This is a genomic window from Sphingomonas sp. P4_G3 (genome assembly GCF_056401105.1).
The window spans coordinates 42,135-59,797 of the sequence record NZ_JBFUJZ010000013.1 but is presented as its reverse complement, the minus strand read 5'-3'; the positions used below and the strand labels follow the sequence as shown (position 1 = coordinate 59,797).

The window sequence follows — 17,663 nt, the reverse complement described above, 5'->3', positions numbered from 1 at the left end:
GCGGGAGGGGGGCTTTTCCACAAGCCCAGCTTCTCACCTCATGAGGGAAGGGGCTGGTGACGTAACGATCGCGTCCGGCTATCGCCGGGATCATGCCGCGCAGCCCCGCCTTCGTGTTTTCCGTCGCGGTGCTCGGCATCGCGGTCTTCTCGTCGATGGACGCGGTGATGAAGGTGCTGGTGATCGAGATCGGCGCCTATGACACCTTGCTGTGGCGGACCCTGGCCGGCGCGATCCTGACCGGGTTGATCTACCTGCCGCAGCGGCGTGGCTGGCCGTCGCGGGCGACGATCCGAGTCCATTTGATTCGCGGATCGGTGTCGGCGGTGATGGCGGTCACGTTCTTCTGGGGCCTGGCCCGCGTGCCGATGGCGCAGGCGATCGCGCTCACGTTCATCGCACCGTTGCTGGCGTTGTTCGGCGCGGGGTTCCTGCTCAAGGAGCATATCTCGCGCCGGGCCATCGTCGCCTCTTTGGTCGCCTTTGCCGGCGTGGGCGTGATCATGCTCGGTCAGGCGGCCTCGGCGCCGTCCCCCGACCGGTTCCGCGGTACCGTCGCCGTGCTGCTCTCCGCGGTCTGCTACGCCTATAACATCGTGCTGATGCGTCAGCAGGCCCTGGTCGCCGGGCCGCAGGAAGTCGCTTTCTTCCAGAGCGTGATCGTCCTCGTGATCCTGGCCGCCGGCGCGCCGTTCATGGCGCATGTGCCCGATATGCGGCATGCGCCCGCGATCGTCGGGGCGGCGGTGCTGGCGACGGTATCTTTGCTGCTGCTCGCCTGGGCCTATGCACGCGGCGAGGCGAACTATCTCGCGCCGACCGAATATACCGCTTTCATCTGGGCGTCGTTATGGGGCTGGGTCGTGTTCAGCGAGCAGATCGCGCTCTATACGCTGGCCGGCGCCGCGCTGATCATCGCCGGCTGCCTGATCGCCGCGCGGCGGCGGTCGATCGAAAATGTGGAGGCTGCGTTTTGACCGTCAATATTCGTCCCGCGACGCCGCAGGATGCGGCGCTGATCCTGCGCTTCATCCGTGAACTCGCGGAGTTCGAACGCGAGCCGGACGCAGTAAAGGCCACCGAGGAGAGCCTGGCGCATGCCTTGTTCGACGAGCGATCGGCCGAGGCGGTGATCGCCGAGCAGGAGGGAAAGCCGATGGGCTTTGCCCTGTTCTTTCACAATTTCTCGACCTGGACGGGGCGCAAGGGCCTTTATCTCGAAGACCTGTACGTGACGCCGGAGGCGCGCGGATCGGGTGTCGGCACAGCCTTGTTGCGGCATCTGGCGGGGATAGCGCTCGATCGCGATTGCGGACGCTTCGAATGGGCGGTGCTCGACTGGAACACGCCGGCGATCGATTTCTATACCGCCATGGGCGCCGAGAGCTTGGACGAATGGCGCATCCGGCGCGTCACTGGCGATGCGCTTGCCAAGTTGGCGGGGCGTGGCTGATGGCCTGGGCGGATTGTTCGAGGTCGGTTTCACCACCTGTCTTCGCCACGTCGACGGCTTTCGCAACTTGTGGTGGACATTGGGCTTCCTCGCTTCGGTAACCTTGTCGATGGCTCTACTGGAATATGCCTCGCGCTCGATCGCGATGGGCACGGCCTATGCCGTGTGGGGCGGGATCGACGCATTGAGGACGGTCATCGTCGGCATTGCATGGTATCAGGAGGCGGCGAGCCTGCCGCGACTCCTGTTGATCCTCGGCCTAGTCGCGTGCATCGCCGGACTGAAGATCACGGGAGCACGCTGATGGCGGCGGATGAAGGGCTGATCGACTGGGTGACCGAGGCGATGGAGCCGGTTGGCCGTGTCACCAAGCGCGCGATGATGGGCGGCGCGACGCTCTATTGCGACGGCACCATCTTCGCGATCGTCGCAAGCGGCGGCGGCCTGTGGCTCAAGGCCGACGCCCAAAGCGACGCCGTATGGGACGAAGCGGGCTGCGAGCGCTTCACCTACGAGATGAACGGCAAGACCGGCAGCATGAATTATCGCCGCGCGCCCGACGAGGTCTATGATGATGCCGACGAACTCAGGCGCTGGGCGGCGCTGGCGATCGAGGCGGGAAGGCGTGCGCCGAAGAAGGCGCCGCCGCGGAGAACGGCGAGGGCGGCGACGCGGGGCCCGCGTCCCTCGCGCAATTGAGCTAATATTCTCCCTCGCACGATGGGTGGAAATCGAACGGGGTGGGCGGCAGTCTCGGCGGTCGGCAACGCGTTAGCGGACGTTGGAACAAGGTGATCGCGCGCTTTTTCATCGCTTCGACCCCCGCGATATAATCATCCTGCGCCGCTGCTAGTCCCTGCGTGTAGGACGCGGCTTGTGCACGCGTCGTGCGCGGACATAGCCGTGTCAGCTCACGGAGCAGTTGGCCCATGCGTCGCCACAACGCGACCTCACCGAGGCGACGCTCATACCGTAAATAGGTTTGCACGCTTGAACAATCGTGGCCCGACATCTGGATCCCGAGGGTCGAGCCGTTATCGACAAGCTCCGCTTTGAAGTCGCCAGTTGGTGCTCGCCAGCGCAAGTGGAGACTGCTCCCTTCTGCCGGAATGTCGAGTATCGGCGGCGTTTGGGCATCAGCCGTGTTTTCGACGAGCGAGATCGACCCGAACGAGATGCTGCGCTCGGTCGCCATAGCAGGCGCAGCAGCACCGAGGAGTAGTATGATTGTGATGAGATGATGCAACATTACATGACTATGTAAGACATTACAGCAGTTGACAACGTAAAGTTAGACTCGCCGTCGTGCGAAGACACTCGCGGCAAAGGATGCCACGATCGCCGTCACCAGGATCGCGAACCAGGCGTAGGTAAACCCCGCCATCATCATCGCATTTGGTAGTAGCCAGAACCCATCGACCGCCGCCGCACCGCCGACCGCGATGACCAGCCCGAACAGCATCGGCCACAGCTTGAACGCGCGGATCAATGCCAACCCGATCAGCGTCGTGCCGATCGCGAGCATGCCGAACTTGATGTGGACGGCCCACCACAGGCCTTGAAGCTGTGCTGGCGCCCCGGGCAGGTCGCCCATGATCCGCCACATCACCAGCCCTTCGATCTCGTCGCTGAGCGCGGCGATGAGCAGCATCGCGATGATCGCGCGTTGCACGCGACCGCGGCTCGCCGCGATCGCTGCCAGGACCAGGAACGCGGTGTAGGACGGGATGAAGCCGAGCGCGTCGAGCCACAATCCCGTATTCTGTGCGTCGATCAGGCTCGCGCGACACGCACCCGAACCGAACAACGCGGCAACATCGCCCGGCGTCCGGGCCAGCTCGAAGGCCAGAATCGGCCCCAGCTGCCCGGACCCGGCGAACGTCCCGCAGGCGACCAACCCGGGGATCTTCCCGAACGCAAAGGAACAGGCAAACGCCACCAGTCCCGCCAGCACGCACAAGCGCCAGGCGGTGCGTGGCCTCACGCCGCCTCGGTTGCCTTGGCGCGTTCGATCGCCTCGATCACGATCTGGCGGGCTTCGGCCGCATCGCCCCATTTGCCGACGCGCACCCACTTCTCGGCCTCGAGGTCCTTATAGTGGGTGAAGAAATGTTCGATCTGGGCGAGCACGATCGAGGGCAGATCCCCCCGCTCGCCGACGTCCGAATAATAAGGGAAGGTCGAATCGACCGGGACGCAGATCAGCTTCTCGTCGCCGCCATGCTCGTCTTCGAGATTGAGCACGCCGATCGGCCGCGCGCGGACGACACAGCCGGGGACGAACGGCGAGCGCGCGATCACCAGCGCATCGAGCGGATCGCCATCGGGCGACAAAGTGTGCGGAACGAAGCCGTAATTGGCCGGGTAGCGCATCGGCGTGTGCAGGATCCGGTCGACGAACAGCGCGCCCGACTTCTTGTCGAACTCGTATTTCACTGGCTCGCCGCCGACCGGCACTTCGATAACGACGTTCAGGCTCTCGGGCGGGTTGTCCCCGACCGGTATCAAATCGATCCGCATGTCATTCCCTATATGGCGTGGCGCGCCGCCCCGTCTCAGCGGGGCTGGAGCAGCAGGTCGAGACCGCTCTCCCCGGTCCCGGTCTTCACCAGATGCGGATAGCGCAGCCCGTCATGATAGTCGATGCTCACGCTGCGCACTTCTTCGCCCGCCTTGACCAAAAGGACGATGGGCGCCTTGCCGCCCTTGGCCTCGGTCACCGCCGCCTTCAGGCGATCGTCCGAATAAGCCAGGCCGTTCACGCCGACGATCGTGTCGCCGACGGTCAGCCCGGAGTCGAAGGCGGGGCTGCCCCAGCGCACTGATCCCAGGCTGGCGTCGCTGCCGATTTGGAAGCCGAGCGAATAATAGAAGTCGGTGACCTTGCGCCCGCGCTCGGCCTGTTTGCCGATCGCGGGCTGCACGTCGGTATAGACGAGCTTGTAGCCGTTGCGGTCGAACCCCCCGAGCGGTGCCGGCTCGCCGACGCCGTAGAGCCGCTTGGTCAACAGGCCGCGCCAGTCATAGGGCTGGATCTTGTCGAGCGTCGCGACGACATCGTCGAACGTATAAGTGACCTCACCCCAATCGCCGTCATTGATGCCGAAGAAAGCCCGGGCGAAATCGTCGATCGACTTGCTGCCCTTCGATTGCTGGCGAAGGATCGAATCGACCTCCATCCAGATCAGCAGGCCTTCGTTATAATAATCCTCCGACCGCTGGTTGCTGGTCCAGCCCTTGGGCCGGCGGTTGGAGATGATCGGGTCGTTGGTCGTGTCGATCATCGGGCGCCAGTTGCGGCCCGGCGTATTGTCGAGATTGGCCATGATCGCGGCATAGCCGTCGAGCGTATCCTGTTTCGACACCAGTCCCGACCGCGCCTGAAGCACATAGCCCCAGAATTGCGTCTGCCCCTCATAGACCCAGAGCAGGCTGTTGCGCATCGGATAGAGATAATCGGGCGTCCACAGATCGGCACCGCGGCGGAACTTGCCGTCCCAGCTATGGGTATATTCGTGCGGCAGCAGGTTGCGCGCGCCGGCGTTGTTCTCCCACTCGCTGAAATAGCCCATCCGCGTGCCGTTCTCGGAACTGCGATGATGCTCGAGGCCGATCCCGCCAAGCTCGTTCGAGATCGACAGCAGGAATTCGTAATGGTCGTAATGCTGCGCGCCGAAGGTGCGGACGGCCTGTTCGACCAGGCGCTTGTGCGCGTCGATCATCGCCGGGGTCGCCGAATCGAGTTCCTTTTGGGTGTCGGCATAGACGTTGAGATTGACGCGTTCGCTGAGCGGCCACTTCTTGTAATAGCGCCCGGCCAGGATCGGGCTGTCGAGCAGGATCTCGTAATTGGTCGGCTCGTAGGTGTAGGTCGACCCCGCAACCTTGGCGTTGAGCGCTGACGACGCGGTCCAGCCTTCCGGATATTTGACCGTCATGCGGATCGGGATCTGCCGCACGAAATAGCCGGCGGGGTAGAAGCTTGTGCCGATCGGCTCGAGGCTGAGCAGGTTGCGCGTGACCATCATGCGGCCCTGGTCGCCCTTGGTCGAGGTGACGTATTTGAACGTAACCTCGATCGACTTGGCGCCCTTGGGAACGTCGAGATGGAACGCATAGACCTCGGCCGGATCGCGCTTCCACGCGACCGCCTTGCCGGCGGCGGTGATATGCAGGTCGACTACCTTGTCGATCTCGTTGCGCGGCGTGTGTCCCCCCGGCACCCATTTGGGATAAAGCAGCACCATCTCGCCGCTCCCCGAAACCGGGATATTCTCCTTGATGACGTAGATGCCGCGCGCCGTGTCGGTCGCATCCACCTCAAGCGTCAGTGTTCCCGGATACGGCTTGTCGACCGCGACCGGGATCGTGTTCTCCACCGGTGTCGGCTGCGGCTTCGAATTTTCGGCGAGTGCGACGGTGGCGACAGAGGAGGCGAGCAGGACGGCAAGAGCGGCGCGACGGAGCATTGAGCAGAACCCCTTTTTGATGTGCGGCCGTCCTAGGACGGCGATACACCCGCCGTCCAGTAGCTAACGCTACGGAAACAGTAGAATTAACCGCCGCCGATCGAATTGATCGTGAAGGCCAGCACGCCCAGGTTGAAGACGAACGCGGCCAGGCAATGGCCGGTGACGACGCGGCGGACGCGACGGCTCGTGATGTCGACATCGCTGGTCTGGAAGGTCATGCCCAAGGTGAAGCTGAAATAGACGAAATCCCAATAATCCGGGTCGTCGCAATTGGGGAATTCGATCCCGGCGCTGTCTTCGTTATCCTCTGCCGGAAGATAATAGAGATGCGCGTAGTGGAGCGCGTAGATCATGTTCGAAAAGGTCCAGGCGAGCACCAGCGACACCAGCACCAGCACGATCGTGAAGGGCGTCGCCTTTTCAAGCTTTTCGGTCACCACCGAGACCATGATGATGATCGACGTCACGACGGTGAGCAACAATAGAAAGGCGCGATTGGCATCGTTGCGCTGCGCCGCCGCGCGCATCTGCTCGGCCGTCCCGCGCGCGAACAGCGGCATGATCGAGATGAGGAAGATACCGGCGGCGATATCGAACGCGATCATCGCGCCCCGCCCGTAACCCTGGGCCGGGATCGTAAAGAACAGTCCCACAACGAAGATCGCGACGAATGCAATGAAGCGGGGAGGCGCGAGCCGGTGACCGAGATGCATGTTCGCCATGACGAAACGCTAGCGCACGACGCACACGTCTACTAGAGAGCGCCGCCAACATGGCGCGTATCGAGACACCCCGGCCGATCAGAGGCACCCAGGACATTTTCGGCGACGAGCAGCGGCGCTTTGCCCGCGTGCTCGAGGCGTTCGATCATGTCCGCAAATTGTACGCGTTTCAGCGTGTCGACCTGCCGGTGTTCGAGGACACTCAGGTGTTCGCGCGCTCGATCGGCGAGACCACCGACGTCGTTTCCAAGGAAATGTACACGTTCGAGGATCGCGGCGGGGATTCGCTGACCCTGCGCCCCGAATTCACCGCAGGGGTGTGCCGCGCCTATCTGACTCAGGGCTGGCAGCAATATGCGCCGCTCAAGTTGGTTACCTCGGGGCCGCTGTTCCGCTACGAACGCCCGCAAAAAGGGCGCTATCGCCAGTTCCACCAGATCGACACCGAAGTGATCGGCGCGGCCGAGCCGGCGGCGGATGTCGAACTGCTCGCCTTTGCTGATCAGCTGCTCCACGAACTCGGCATTGCCGATGGCGTGACCTTGCAGCTCAACACGTTGGGCGATGCCGAGACGCGCGATGCCTGGCGCGCGGCATTGGTCGCGCATTTCGAGCAGCATCGCGGCGAACTGTCCGAAGACAGCCTCGTCCGGCTCGACAAGAATCCGATGCGGATCCTCGACAGCAAGGATCCGCGCGATCGCCCGATTGCCGACGCCGCGCCGGACATCGACGCGCATCTGACGAGTGAGGCGGGAGCTTTCTTCGAGAAGGTTACCAAAGGGCTCGACGCGGCGGGCGTGGCGTGGACGCGCAACGGTCGGCTGGTGCGTGGGCTGGACTATTATCGCCACACCGCGTTCGAGTTCGTCACCGACCGGCTGGGCGCGCAGGGCACCGTGCTCGCGGGCGGGCGGTATGACGGCCTGATCGAGTCGCTGGGTGGGCCGGCGACGCCGGGCGTGGGTTGGGCGGCCGGTGTCGAGCGGTTGGCGATGCTCCTTGAAGAGCAAGAGTCGGAACGCGTTGCCGTTGCGATCATTCCCTTCGGTGAGGAAGCAGAAGCCATCGCCTTATCCGTGTTGGCGGACTTTCGCCGGGCGGGCGCGTCAGCCGATATGGCGTTCAAGGGCAATCTCAAACGGCGTCTGTCGAAGGCGAACGCGCAAGGGGCGTCCCTTGCGATATTGCTCGGCGACGAAGAGGTGGCCAACCGGACATTGACGGTGAAGGTGCTGGGTACGGGCAAGCAATTGAGCATTGCGGGCAGCGATGTTGATGCTCTTCTGCATGCGGCGTTCCTCTATTCCACGGGTGTGGCGGACGCTGATGTCGAAGGCGATTCGGTGCTGGAGGAAATGCTCGAGGAGTGGCGTGAGGGGTTGTGGACAGCCGAGACGGGCGCCGCATGACCTCCATCTCTCCCGAGCGGATCGCGCAGATCGAGGCGCGGCGCGACGAATTGTCGGCGTTGATGTCGACCGGCGATTTGTCGGGCGAGCGCTTCGTCCAGGTGTCGAAGGAATATGCCGAGATCGAGCCGGTGGCCAAGGCCGCGGGCGAAGTGCGCCGGTTGCGCGCCGAACTCTCGACCTTGAGCCATATGGCCGAGGACGATGCCGCCGATGGTGAGCTGAAGGCGATGGCGCGCGAGGAGATCGAGGAGATCCGCGTCGCGCTGCCCGAGGCCGAGCGCTCGCTGGCGTTGGCGCTGTTGCCGCGCGACGCCGCCGACGAACGCGCGGCGATGCTCGAAATCCGCGCCGGGACCGGGGGTGACGAGGCGTCGCTGTTCGCGGGCGACCTGTTCCGCATGTACCAGCGTTATGCCGAAGGGCAGGGCTGGCGAGTCGAACTGATCTCCGCCTCCACCTCCGAAGCCGGTGGCTTCAAGGAAGTCGTCGCCTCGGTCGAAGGCAAGGGCGTGTTCGCCAAATTGAAGTTCGAAAGCGGCGTGCACCGCGTGCAACGCGTGCCGGTGACCGAAAGTGGCGGGCGCATCCACACCTCTGCAGCGACCGTCGCGGTGCTGCCGGAAGCCGAGGATGTCGACGTCCAGATCGACGAGGCGCGCGATCTGCGGATCGACGTCTATCGCTCGTCGGGGCCGGGCGGACAGTCGGTCAATACCACCGACAGCGCGGTGCGCATCACGCACTTGCCGACCGGTTTGGTGGTGATCCAGCAAGACGAGAAGTCGCAGCACAAGAACAAGGCGAAAGCGCTCAAGGTGCTGCGAACGCGCTTGTACGAAGCGGAGCGCGAGCGGCTCGCCGCCGAGCGGTCGGGCACGCGCAAGGCGATGGTGGGCTCGGGCGACCGCTCGGAACGCATTCGGACGTATAATTTCCCGCAAGGCCGCGTGACCGACCACCGCATCAACCTGACCTTGCACCGCCTGCCCGAAATCCTCGAAGGCGATATGGACGAATTGATCGGCGCGCTGATTGCCGAGGACGAAGCCGAGCGGCTGGCGACGCTGGATGGCTGATTTCCCCTCCCGCTTGCGGGAGGGGCTAGGGGAGGGCGTGTGTCCTCCCCGGGGCGCATGACACGCCCTCCCCCAACTCCTCCCGCAAACGGGAGGGGAGTAAGATTAGCGCTTGCCACTGCGACACAGCGCCTCGCGGCCGTCTCCGACACCCCTCGTCTCGATGCCGAACTGCTGATGGCGCACGCGCTCGGTACGACGCGCGAGCAATTGCTGTTGCGGCACCTGGATGACCCCACGCCCTCCACCTTCGCCGCGCTGATCGACCGGCGCCTCACGCATGAGCCAATCGCCTATATCACCGGCACGCGCGACTTCTGGACGATCAGCCTGGCGGTCGGCCCCGGCGTGCTGATCCCCCGCCCAGACAGCGAGACGCTGATCGAGGCGGCAATCGAACACCTGCCGGATGTCGAGGCGCCGCTGAGGATATTGGACCTCGGAACAGGGCCGGGAACGTTGCTGCTCGCCGCGCTGGCGCACTGGCCCGAAGCGCATGGCCTGGGGATCGACGCGTCGCCGGAGGCGCTCGCCTACGCCCGGCGCAATGCCGAGTTACTCAATCTGGCCAATCGCGCCTCCTTCCGCCAAGGCAACTGGGCCGATGGCGTCGCGGGGGATTTCGACCTGATCCTCTGCAACCCGCCCTATGTCGCCGCCGACGAATCGCTTCCGGCCGAGGTGCGCGAGCACGAGCCCGGCGCGGCGTTGTTCGCCGGCCCCGACGGTCTGGACGACTATCGTGTCATCGCCACCCAGCTCCCGCCCCTGATCGCGCCCGATGGCATGGCGGCGATCGAGATCGGCGCGACCCAGGCCGAAGCGGTTTCCGCCTTGCTGATCGCGCAGGGCCTGAAGGTCGCGGTTCGCCGCGATCTGGCCGGGCGCGACAGGTGCGTCATCGCCACACCTTGAAAATGACACACTCCGGATACATATTTCTTCTTGGACAAACGCCCCGCACCCGCTATTGAGCGCGAAGGGGCAGACGATCTCAATCGACAAGTCGTTGAAATCGCGGGCCTGCCCAATCCATCGTCATTAGGCCGCTCGTCCGGCGGCCATGACAGGCCTTTCGCGCCTCCACCCAAGTTTCGGGTTCGGCGCGGGTGGCGCGTGGGATTTGCATCCTCTTGGAGCAAGGCCGGGTTTGTTTTGAACACAAGGACCACAGGACTTTGAACATAAATCGTCAGGCCGGCCGCCGTCGCGGCCGTGGTGGCCAGCGCCAGGGTGGCGGCGGTAATCCCAACGGCAACAATGGGAACCGCATCGACAACCGCGCGCGGGGCAATGCGAACCAGCTCTTCGAGAAGTACAAGACGCTCGCCGCCGAGGCACAACGTCAGGGCGACCGCGTCAACACCGAATATTATCTGCAGTTCGCGGATCACTATTTCCGCGTCCTCGCCGAGAATCGCAATCGGTTCGAAGAGCAGAACCCGAATCAGGCTCAACAGCGCCGCGGCCGCGAGGACGCGTTCGATGATGAGGATGAGGGTTACGAGGACGATGGCGCCGAGGGCGAGAGCCAGGAGCCACGCCGCGAGATCCAGGCCGAACCGCGCCGGGAGAGCCGCAACCAGGATCGCGACGATCGTGGCAATCGCGACGACCGCGGCAATCGTCAGGATCGCGGCAATCGCGAACCGCGCGAGGATCGTGGCAATCGCTATAACGGCAATGCCAACGTCAACGCTGGCGCCAACGGCAACGTGAACGGCTATGCCGAGAACGACACCGACGAGGTGAACAGTGTCGAGGTGGCTGAGGTCGCTGCACCGGTCGAGGAACGCGCCGAGCGTCCGTCGCGCCGGGGCCTGCGTCCGCGCCGCGAACCGCGCGTGGTCGAGGCGAGCGAGGGTGAGACCTTCGACGCGTCGCTGCTCCCGCCGTCGCTCGGCATTTCGGCCGGCACCGAAGGCGAGGAAGAGCCCGCTCCCAAGCCACGCCGCCGCCGCACGCCGCGTGCGACCGAACCGGCTGCCGACGCCGCCGAGTAATAGCCGTCAACCCGATGCTGGCCTCGTGCCGTATCCCGATTGCCTGAGATCCCAGCGTTCGCTGGGATGACAGAATGAAACGCCCGGTCGGACCCGTTCCGCCCGGGCGGTTTGTTTTGTGCCTTAGCCCAGCGTTGAACGGCTTCCGCAAATGACGGCTTGCGGCCCAATATCGGCCACTCGCGCCAGCCTTCGAGAAAGGCCTCTTTGTATACTTTTCTGCCGTTAGGCTTGCCCGTCTCGTGTGACCGGGATAGCTTGCGGAACAGGCTTGGCCCGCGCCTCCTCCCTCCAGTTGGGGAAGTATCGCACATACGGGGCGACGAGAGTCATCGGACCATCTGTTCGAGCGTTCGCATAAGGAGGGATTGCGTTTCTGGCTCGGAATGGAGGTTTGCGATGCGCCTATCCGTACCGATCTATCAGCTAAAGCGCCGGGCCAAATTATTGGCGCGAGCCGAAAAAGTCCCCTTGCATGAAGCGCAGGATCGGATTGCCCGCAAGGAAGGCTTTCGCGCCTGGAGCGCGCTGTCCGCATGCATGACGGCGAACTCGCCAGCGTCCGCATTGCTGCCGAAGCTAGCCGACGGTGATATGCTTTTGCTTGGCGCTCGTCCGGGACAGGGCAAAACTCTGCTGGGCATACAGCTTTTGCTTGATGCTGCCCGCGACGGGAGGCGGGCTGTCCTCTTCACGCTGGAATATGCCGCTGAGGAGGCGATGCAGCTCGTCCTATCCGTAAATAATGGAGAGGTCAGGCACGCACCGGAAATCGTGACGTCGGGCGACATAAGCGCAAATCTTATCGTACAATATCTGTCCGGTTCGCCAACAGGAACCGTAGCTCTCATCGACTATCTTCAAATTTTGGATCAGCAAAGAAGCAAGCCACCGCTTTCGGAACAGATGCGCGTGTTGAGCGGATTTGCCAGGAAAAGCGGGGTCATCCTTGGCTTCATTTCGCAGATCGACCGTTCGTTCGATCCTAAGCGCGATCCTTTGCCTAGTCTTGACGACGTTCGCCTCCCTAACCCGATACCGGCAGGCATATTCTCGAAGGCCTGTTTCCTGCACGCTGGCGAAACTCGGCTTCAGCATGTCGTGTAGTGTTTCGAAGCGGCATCTTGAGCCACGCTCGGACGATAGCTCATCTCTCGATCGCTCCGGAATGGACACGACATTGCAGCTTCCACGATCTTTCAGCTTCCGTTCACCGGCCAATACGCTAGCTTTGTCTCAAACAAGACAAGGGGATGGTGATGCGCGGATTGGCGGTTTCGGTCTTGTTGCTGGTGCCGGGCGTCGCGTTGGCGCAGACGGCGCCCCAGCCCTCGGCGCAGGGTGATGTCTCGGTCACGATCTACAATAACGACCTGGCGCTGATCCAGGATACAAGGCGACTGGCCCTGGCGAACGGTGTCAACCGTCAGGAATTTCCCGACGTCTCCGACCGCATCCGGCCAGAGACGGTGCGTCTGTCGGTCGACGGCGCGTCGATCGTCGAACAGAATTTCGACTATGACTTGTTGTCGCCGAGCGCGCTGATCCAGAAGGCGGTCGGCCAGACCATCACGCTGGTCCGCACCAACCCGGCGACGGGCGCCGAGACCCGTGAGCGCGCCAAGGTGCTGGCGACCAATGGCGGCGTCGTGCTCCAGATCGGCAACAATATCGAGGTGCTGCGCGACGACGGGCTGCCGGTGCGCGTGGTCTACGATTCGCTGCCGCCCAATTTGCGCGCGCGGCCGACCTTGTCGATCTCGCTCGACGCTTCGGGCGGTGGTACGCGCCCGGCGACGCTCAGCTATCTGACCACCGGACTCGGCTGGAATGCCGATTATGTCGCGCTGTTCGACGAAGCGAAGAGCACGATCGATGTCCAGGGTTGGGTGACGCTGAGGAACGACAACAATGTCGCCTTCACCAATGCCGATACAATGCTGGTCGCGGGCGCGCCGGGGCAGGGCGGCGGCAATGCCGGCATGGCGCCGGGCACGCTCCCGGGTACCGAGCGTTCGGGACGCGCCCGGCTGGGGGATTTCTATCTCTACCCGGTCGGCCACCGCATCACGATCGCGCCCAATCAGCAGAAGCAGGTCAGCTTCCTGTCGGTCGGCGGCGTGCCGGCGAAGAAGCTCTATCAATATCGCAACGCCTGGTACGGCTCGTCGAGCGATCCCGTGAGCGCCGCCACGGTGTTGAGCTTTTCGAGTTCTAGAGATGGCGGACTCGGCGATGCGCTGCCTGCGGGGACGGTCCGCGTCTATATCCGCGACGCCAAGGGCCAGCCGCAATTCATCGGCGAGAATCGCATCGATCACACGCCGATGGGGTCGACCCTGGCGATCCGCACGGGCGAGGCGTTCGACGTCAAGATCAAGCCGGCGGTCGAGAAGCGCGAAAAGATCAACAGCGGGGAATGGGAGCGAACCGAGAAATTCCGCATCTCGGTCGACGGCGGCAAGCCGACCGTCGTCGAGCGCGAGGACGAAGTCACCTATTGGCGCACGACGATGAGCTATACGGTCACCAATGCGCGGCCCGAACCGGTCACGGTCGACCTGGTCCAGGCCGGGCTCGACCGCACTTACTGGCACGACACGCGCGTTTCGAGCGAATCGATCAAGGGCGAGCAACGGTCGCTCGACGAGCGGCTGTGGCATGTGACGGTGCCGGCCAACGGATCGACCGTGCTGACCGTCGCGTTCGACACCCGGTACTGACGGCGGGATCCGCGCGATGCGCGCCGCCTTGCTGTTGCTGTTCGTGCTGGCCGGCGCCGTGCCAGCGCGCGCGCAGACCGTCATCACCTCCGCCGGCCCCGACAAGGTATCGGTGACACTCTATCGCGACCCCAATCGCGGGGCGCAAAGCGCCATCAACCGGTCCTATCCGCAGGGCTTCGCGCTGGTCACCGAAACGCGCACGGTGACCATTCCCGCCGGGCCGGCGGTGATCCGGTTCGAAGGTGTCGCCGGCAACATCCTGCCCGAAAGCGCTTTGGTGTCGGGGCTGCCCGACGGGGTCGAGGAGAAGAATCTCGACGCCAATCTGCTGTCGCCGCGCTCGCTGTTCGAGCGCGCGCTAGGCCGTCGCGTTCTCGTTCGCCGCACCAACCCTGCGACGGGCAAGGCGCAGTTGCTCCAAGCGACTTTGCGCTCCTCGGCCAATGGCGCGGCCGTGCTCCAGTTCGGCGGGGCCTATGGTGACCTGCGCTGCTCCGGCCTGCCCGAAGCGATCGTTTATGACGGCGTGCCCGAAGGCTTGTCAGCCAAGCCAACGTTGTCGGTGAGGACGACGGCCAAGGCTCAGCGCCAAGTGACGCTGACCTTGTCTTATCTGTCGGGCGGGTTCGACTGGCAGGCGGATTATGTCATCGCGATGCGCAAGGACGGACAAAGCGCCGATCTGTTCGCATGGATCACACTCGCATCGACCGACGTCACCAGCTTCGTCGATGCCGATACCCAGGTCGTCGCGGGCAAGATCAATCGCACCGCCAATAGCAATTACGGTCCGCGCAATTTCGTCTCGTCGAGCTACCTGCCGCTGCAATGCTGGCCGCTGCCGGAATATGATCTGTCCAATGAGGAGCGCTATTCCGCCGACGCTGTGCGGGAAGCGCCCGCACCGCCGCCGCCGCCCCCACCGCCCGAACCGATGGAACTCGTGGTCTCCGCAAGCCGGGCCGGTTTTATGGCCGACGCGAAAGTGGCGACGGTCGAGGCGCTCGGCGACCTCAAACTCTATCGCTTCCCGACCCGCGTCACCGTCGCCTCGCAATCGCAGAAGCAGGTCGGGCTGATGAACAAGTCCGGCGTCAAACTCGCGCCGATCTATGTCAGCGATATTATGCGCGAGAACGCGCAGACCGGCTTGCTGCTGCGCGGCAAGAACACCACCGCCAACGGGCTCGGTGCCGCGATGCCGGCGGGCAAGGCGGCGGTCTTCAGCGACGTCGACGGACAGATGCTGCTGGTCGGCGAATCGGCGATCGACGACAAAGCCGTGGACGAATTGGTCGAATTCCGCATGGGCCAGCCGCAGAGCGTATCGGCGCGAGTGGTGGGCACACGCCGCCGTCCCAACGACCGCACCACCGGCTATACGCTGACCGTCACCAACGACCAGCCCTGGCCAGTGACCTACGAGACCAAGATTCACCTCTACGATTACGAGAAGATCGCGCGATCGAGCAGTCGGCTGGGGAGGAAGGACGGTGCGTCTTTCTGGACGACGATTATCCCCGCGAACGGTACCGCGACCTTATCCTACGCCGTGCGCGACGATCGCAAGCGGTAGGACAGTCCAGCTTTGCTCAGGTGCCGTCGGCCGGACGTGGCGGACCGTTTCAGCTTGCCGAATTCGCGGCTAAGGCAAGGGCGATGCAACGGCTCGCCATTTACGACATGGACAAGACGATCACCCGATCGCCGACCTGGATGCCGTTCCTCCGCGCCTGGGCCAGACGGCGGCCGTGGCGACTCGCGGCGCTAGCCGCCAGCGTTGCGCCGGCCGCGCTCTATCTCGGCAAACGCATCGATCGCGCGCGGCTGAAGGAAATGACGCAGCGGCTGGTGATCGGACGGCGGCCGGCGATTGACCAGGTCGATCAAGCCGCGGCGCGTTTCGCAAACCGAATCGTCGTCGGCAAGGTCTGGGACGATGCCCGCGCACGCATCGCGGCCGACCGCGCGGCGGGCTATCGCGTGGTGATGGCGACCGCCTCGTACGATTTCTACGTTCGCCCGATCGCTGCTGCCTTGGGCATCAGCGACGTCATCGCGACGCCGTCGACACTCGAAAACGGTCGTCTGCTGCCACGCATCGCGGGCGAGAATTGCTATGGCGATGCCAAGCTTCGCATGATTGAAGCGTGGATGGCGCGCGAGAGGATCGCGCGCCGGGACGCTCATGTCCGCTTCTATTCCGATCACGTCTCCGACGCGCCGACACTCGACTGGGCGGACGAAGCCTTCGCGGTTAACCCGCATGCGCCGCTGCTCGCGTTGGCCGGAGAGAAGGGCTGGACTGTCCTACGCTGGCGGTAGGTTCAGGCCATTGCGGTTGGTTTCCCCCTCCCTGAAAGGGAGGGGGTAAGGGGTGGGTTTAGCATCGGGCGAGGCTCGAAGCCTCGTCCGATGCTTTTTTGACGATCGGCCGACGAGTCTGTTGGGCGCGCAGACGCGCGCACCCACCCCCAACCCCTGCCTTGGCAGGGAGGGGAGCCGAAATCCTACAGCAATACATCCACCGCATGGATCACGAGCCCGACCAGCCCGCCGACCAGGGTACCGTTGATACGGATATATTGCAGGTCGCGGCCGACCGCATTCTCCAGCCGCCGCGTGATCGTCTGCGCGTCCCAGCCGCGCACCGTTTCCGACACCAATCGCACGATCGCGTCACCATAATCGGCCGCGGTGCCGACCGCGGCACGGCGCGCGAAACGGTTGATCGTATTGGCGAGCTCGGGATCCTCCTGCAACGTCACGCCGAGCTGGTGGAGCGCCTCACCGAACCGCCCGGCCATCATCGCATCGGGATCGCGCGCGATCTTCAGCATCGCGCCGCGCATCTGTTCCCAAATGCCCTGCCACCAGTCCGACAGCGCGGGATTGTCGAGCATCTCCGCCTTGAACCCCTCGACCCGCTCGCGCATCACGGGGTCGAATTGCAGATCATAAGCGAGCTGCGCCAGACCTTCCTCAGCCTTGGCGCGCAGCGGGTGGTCGGGCTGCGACGCCATGTCCTGGATCATGCCGTCGAGCCCGGCGATGATCTTGTTGGCCAGCGTCTCGTCGAGCCCGGTCCAGCGCATCAGCGATCCGGCGCGCTCATGCACCATCGCGCGGATCACCGGTTCGTTAGCGGAGAGCACCTTGGCCGCCCATTTGATGATGCCGTCGAGCAGGGGCACGTGGCGGTTATCGGCAATCGCGGCGTTCAGCGCGTTGCCCAGCAATGGCGAGATTTCGAGCGAGCGCAGGCGCTGCGCCAGCGTCGTCCGCACCATCCCGCCCAGCCGTTCCTGGTCGAGCGATTCGAGCATGTCGGCGGCCAAGCGCGACGCGCCGCGCCTGAGCCGGCCTTCGCTCGCGCCCTTGGGGCTGGCCAGCCAGCGGCCGGCGGCGCCGGCGACGTCAACGCCCTGCATGCGCCGGGCGACGACGCGTGGGATCAGGAAATTATCGCGCAGGAATTGCGCGAGCGTGTCGCCGATCCGGTCCTTGTTCCTCGGCACGATCGCGGTGTGCGGGATGGGCAGGCCGAGCGGGTGGCGGAACAAGGCGGTCACCGCGAACCAGTCGGCCAGTCCGCCGACCATTGCCGCTTCGGCAAAGGCGCGGACGAATCCCCAAAGGGGGTGACGATCGCCCAGCGCGCGCGCGACCAGGTAGAGCGCGGCCATCGCCACCAACAGAGCGGTGGCGACCAGCCGCATCCGCCTGAGGGCAGGGGGCGCGGCAGTCGGGCCGGGAACGGACAGTCGCGCCAACTTCATGCCCGAAACAATCCCCC

Annotated in this window: 18 protein-coding genes; 12 read left to right on the top strand and 6 right to left on the bottom strand. The window is 64.3% G+C overall.

Going from position 1 to position 17,663, the window contains the following annotated elements; genetic code table 11:
- Positions 1-92 precede the first annotated feature (92 nt).
- Genes AC1DQQ_RS20915 through AC1DQQ_RS20900 form a run of 4 tightly spaced genes read left to right on the top strand, consistent with a single transcriptional unit; the run spans position 93 to position 2,152 of the window.
- Positions 93-977: a DMT family transporter gene (locus AC1DQQ_RS20915; protein WP_478029811.1), complete on the top strand. Its 885-nt coding sequence runs from the start codon at positions 93-95 to the stop codon at positions 975-977.
- Complete coding sequence (locus tag AC1DQQ_RS20910) at positions 974-1,453, top strand: N-acetyltransferase family protein (protein ID WP_478029812.1); 480 nt, start codon at positions 974-976, stop codon at positions 1,451-1,453. Before AC1DQQ_RS20915 ends, AC1DQQ_RS20910 begins: the two co-directional genes overlap by 4 nt.
- Positions 1,446-1,757 carry a DMT family transporter gene (locus AC1DQQ_RS20905; protein ID WP_478029813.1) on the top strand — a complete coding sequence of 104 codons (312 nt, stop codon included), beginning with the start codon at positions 1,446-1,448 and terminating at the stop codon, positions 1,755-1,757. The genes AC1DQQ_RS20910 and AC1DQQ_RS20905 overlap by 8 nt, the downstream gene beginning before the upstream one ends.
- Complete coding sequence (locus AC1DQQ_RS20900) at positions 1,757-2,152, top strand: TfoX/Sxy family protein (protein ID WP_478029814.1); 396 nt, start codon at positions 1,757-1,759, stop codon at positions 2,150-2,152. Before AC1DQQ_RS20905 ends, AC1DQQ_RS20900 begins: the two co-directional genes overlap by 1 nt.
- Before the next feature lies 1 nt (position 2,153).
- On the opposite strand, the gene AC1DQQ_RS20895 is transcribed toward AC1DQQ_RS20900, so the two are convergent.
- The 5 genes from AC1DQQ_RS20895 to AC1DQQ_RS20875 all read right to left on the bottom strand — a co-directional run bounded on the left by AC1DQQ_RS20895 (position 2,154) and on the right by AC1DQQ_RS20875 (position 6,647).
- The gene (locus tag AC1DQQ_RS20895) at positions 2,154-2,648 is read right to left on the bottom strand and encodes a hypothetical protein (protein ID WP_478029815.1); all 495 of its coding nucleotides are present in this window, start codon (positions 2,646-2,648) and stop codon (positions 2,154-2,156) included.
- Positions 2,649-2,744: 96 nt separating this feature from the next.
- Positions 2,745-3,437: a hypothetical protein gene (locus tag AC1DQQ_RS20890; RefSeq protein WP_478046650.1), complete on the bottom strand. Its 693-nt coding sequence runs from the start codon at positions 3,435-3,437 to the stop codon at positions 2,745-2,747.
- On the bottom strand, positions 3,434-3,973 hold the full coding sequence (gene ppa, locus AC1DQQ_RS20885) for an inorganic diphosphatase (RefSeq protein ID WP_478029817.1): 540 nt from the start codon (positions 3,971-3,973) through the stop codon (positions 3,434-3,436). Before ppa ends, AC1DQQ_RS20890 begins: the two co-directional genes overlap by 4 nt.
- Before the next feature lie 35 nt (positions 3,974-4,008).
- Positions 4,009-5,922 carry a M61 family metallopeptidase gene (locus tag AC1DQQ_RS20880; RefSeq protein ID WP_478029818.1) on the bottom strand — a complete coding sequence of 638 codons (1,914 nt, stop codon included), beginning with the start codon at positions 5,920-5,922 and terminating at the stop codon, positions 4,009-4,011.
- Between the two features lie 86 nt (positions 5,923-6,008).
- Positions 6,009-6,647 carry a DUF1345 domain-containing protein gene (locus AC1DQQ_RS20875; RefSeq protein ID WP_478046649.1) on the bottom strand — a complete coding sequence of 213 codons (639 nt, stop codon included), beginning with the start codon at positions 6,645-6,647 and terminating at the stop codon, positions 6,009-6,011.
- A 50-nt stretch (positions 6,648-6,697) separates the two neighbouring features.
- On the opposite strand from AC1DQQ_RS20875, the gene hisS reads away from it, so the two are divergent.
- The 8 genes from hisS to AC1DQQ_RS20835 all read left to right on the top strand — a co-directional run bounded on the left by hisS (position 6,698) and on the right by AC1DQQ_RS20835 (position 16,192).
- Entirely contained in the window at positions 6,698-8,059 is a 1,362-nt protein-coding gene (hisS, locus tag AC1DQQ_RS20870; protein WP_478029820.1) for a histidine--tRNA ligase, read from the top strand.
- Positions 8,056-9,138, top strand: coding sequence for a peptide chain release factor 1 (gene prfA, locus AC1DQQ_RS20865; protein WP_478046648.1), 1,083 nt, complete (start codon positions 8,056-8,058; stop codon positions 9,136-9,138). Before hisS ends, prfA begins: the two co-directional genes overlap by 4 nt.
- Positions 9,139-9,195: 57 nt before the next feature.
- Complete coding sequence (gene prmC, locus AC1DQQ_RS20860) at positions 9,196-10,053, top strand: peptide chain release factor N(5)-glutamine methyltransferase (RefSeq protein WP_478046647.1); 858 nt, start codon at positions 9,196-9,198, stop codon at positions 10,051-10,053.
- A gap of 263 nt (positions 10,054-10,316) precedes the next feature.
- A complete protein-coding gene (locus tag AC1DQQ_RS20855) occupies positions 10,317-11,141 on the top strand; it encodes a DUF4167 domain-containing protein (RefSeq protein WP_478046646.1) in 825 nt (274 codons plus the stop codon).
- 399 nt (positions 11,142-11,540) lie between these two features.
- Positions 11,541-12,248 carry a DNA helicase gene (locus tag AC1DQQ_RS20850; protein WP_478046645.1) on the top strand — a complete coding sequence of 236 codons (708 nt, stop codon included), beginning with the start codon at positions 11,541-11,543 and terminating at the stop codon, positions 12,246-12,248.
- 146 nt (positions 12,249-12,394) lie between these two features.
- Positions 12,395-13,864 carry a DUF4139 domain-containing protein gene (locus AC1DQQ_RS20845; RefSeq protein ID WP_478042919.1) on the top strand — a complete coding sequence of 490 codons (1,470 nt, stop codon included), beginning with the start codon at positions 12,395-12,397 and terminating at the stop codon, positions 13,862-13,864.
- A 16-nt stretch (positions 13,865-13,880) separates the two neighbouring features.
- Positions 13,881-15,443, top strand: coding sequence for a DUF4139 domain-containing protein (locus AC1DQQ_RS20840; protein WP_478042920.1), 1,563 nt, complete (start codon positions 13,881-13,883; stop codon positions 15,441-15,443).
- Between the two features lie 83 nt (positions 15,444-15,526).
- Entirely contained in the window at positions 15,527-16,192 is a 666-nt protein-coding gene (locus AC1DQQ_RS20835) for an HAD family hydrolase (protein ID WP_478042921.1), read from the top strand.
- Positions 16,193-16,377: 185 nt separating this feature from the next.
- Here AC1DQQ_RS20835 and AC1DQQ_RS20830 read toward each other — a convergent pair whose 3' ends face one another.
- Positions 16,378-17,646, bottom strand: a complete 1,269-nt coding sequence (locus AC1DQQ_RS20830; RefSeq protein WP_478046644.1) for a DUF445 domain-containing protein — start codon at positions 17,644-17,646, stop codon at positions 16,378-16,380.
- Positions 17,647-17,663: the final 17 nt, after the last annotated feature.